General features: G+C 72.9%; 1 protein-coding gene and 1 pseudogene. One reads left to right on the top strand and one right to left on the bottom strand.

Features of this window, described 5'->3' with window-relative positions; genetic code table 11:
• The first annotated feature begins 207 nt into the window (after positions 1–207).
• Positions 208–1,033: pseudogene (xdhC, locus tag V7026_RS11410) on the top strand (xanthine dehydrogenase accessory protein XdhC).
• 54 nt (positions 1,034–1,087) lie between these two features.
• Here the strand turns inward: xdhC and V7026_RS11405 are convergent.
• On the bottom strand, positions 1,088–1,786 hold the full coding sequence (locus tag V7026_RS11405; RefSeq protein WP_334155493.1) for a haloacid dehalogenase type II: 699 nt from the start codon (positions 1,784–1,786) through the stop codon (positions 1,088–1,090).
• Between the last annotated feature and the right edge of the window lie 50 nt (positions 1,787–1,836).

The following is a 1,836-nucleotide window of genomic DNA, read 5'->3' as shown; positions in this document are numbered from 1 at the left end:
CATCAGCGCCGCCCAACCCCAGCCGCGCAGCCGGTCGTGGGGGGCGGGCCGGCGTGGCGCGGGCGGCAGGGGCAAGTCGAACGTGAGAGTCATCGGGGCGCAGGGACGGTGGCAGAGGCGCTCCGTCCCGGTGGTGGAGTTCGGCGGATTGTGCGCCAACGGCCCAGGCCTTTCAACCCCGGCGATACTGACGGCATGAAAGACGGCATGGACGGATGGCAGTTGCGCGGGGGCGATCTGGACAGCGCGCTGGCGGCCCTGGCGGACGGGCCCGGGATGCTGGTGGTGGTCGAGCGCGGCGAGGGTTCGGTGCCGCGCGAGGCGGGCGCCTGGATGCTCGTGACCGCGCGGGACGTGGTGGGTACCATCGGCGGCGGGCAACTGGAGTGGCAGGTCATCCAGCATGCCCGGGCCCGGCTGGGCGCCGCGGGCGATGCGCCGGACGAACGGTTGCGCTACCCGCTGGGCCCCCGCCTGGGACAGTGCTGCGGGGGGGTGGTGCATGTGCGGCTGCGGCGTGTCACGGCGGCCGACGCGGCCGCGCTGCGCGGGGTGTGGACGGCGGCGCATGTGCCCGTGGCGCTGTTCGGCGGCGGCCATGTCGGGCGCGCCATCGAACGGGCGCTGCGGCCGCTGCCCTTTGCGCTGACCTGGATCGACAGCCGTGATGGCGTCTTCCCACCCGACCTGCCGCCCGCCGTGGTGGCCGAGCACTCCGACCCCGTGGAGCGGTCCGTATACGGTCTGGCCCCGCACAGCCGGGTGCTGATCATGAGCTTCAGCCACGCGGAGGACCTGGCCATCGTGGACGCCTGTCTGCAGCGGCTGCGCATGCGCGACGATCTGCCCTTCGTGGGGCTGATCGGGCAGCCGCACCAAGTGGGCCGCGTTTCAGAATCGCCTGCGGGCGCTGGGGCACGACGATGGGGCGCTGGCACGCATCACCTGCCCCATCGGTATCCTAGGGCTGGCGGGCAAGGAGCCGGAGGTGATCGCCGCCTCGGTCGCGGCCCAACTGCTGATGACGCGCTGAGCCGGTGGCCTCCTACCAGCTCGATCGGCTACCATGCGCAGCGAGTCGCGTCCGTCAGCATGCGACCGGACCGTCCCCAGGACCCAGCCGCTCGGCCAGTTCCGGCAGGCTGCCAACCTCCACATCCACGGGTACGGCCGCGCGGCGCTCGCCCCGGCCGGGGCCATGTTCGTCCGGGCGGGCGACGAAAGCGGTGCGCAGCCCCACCTGGGCGGCAGCGGCCAAATCGTCGGAATGCGCCGCCACCATCATGACGGCTTGGGGCGGCAGATCCAGGGCTTCCACCGCCGCGCGGTACACGCCGGGCTTGGGTTTGTAGTCCCGCGCCAGTTCGGCGCCCAGGATGGCGTCCCACACCCAGCCGTTGTGCCGTGCCAGATGCACCATCAGCGCGATGTGGCCGTTGGAGCACGGCGCGAGCAGCACCCGCGGCCGTAGGGCACGCAGGCCGGCGGCGACGTCGGGCCAGGCGTCCAGCCGGTGCCACGCCCGGGTCAGGTGCGCGCGCGTCGCCTCATCCACCTGGTGCGCCAGCCCCCACGCGGTCAGCACGGCATCCAGGTTCAGGCGGTGCAAGTCGTCCAACTTGCGGTACGGCATGGCGCCCTCGCGCACACGCGCCATGGCGGGCTGGTACTGCGCCCGCCACGCGTCGGCAAAGGCCAGCCAGTCGACCTCGATGCCCAGTGGGGCGAGCGCCTGTTTCGCCTGCCGCGCGATGGAGGTGCGCCAGTCCACCAGCGTGCCAAACACATCGAATACGAGGGCGCGCACGTCGCGCAGCGGGTGGGGCGGGGTGGCGA

Origin of the sequence: Tepidimonas sp., assembly GCF_036825565.1 — a bacterium.
Classification (GTDB): domain Bacteria; phylum Pseudomonadota; class Gammaproteobacteria; order Burkholderiales; family Burkholderiaceae_C; genus Tepidimonas.
The sequence above is the reverse complement of the archived record's forward strand: the minus strand, read 5'-3'. Positions and strand labels throughout refer to the sequence as shown.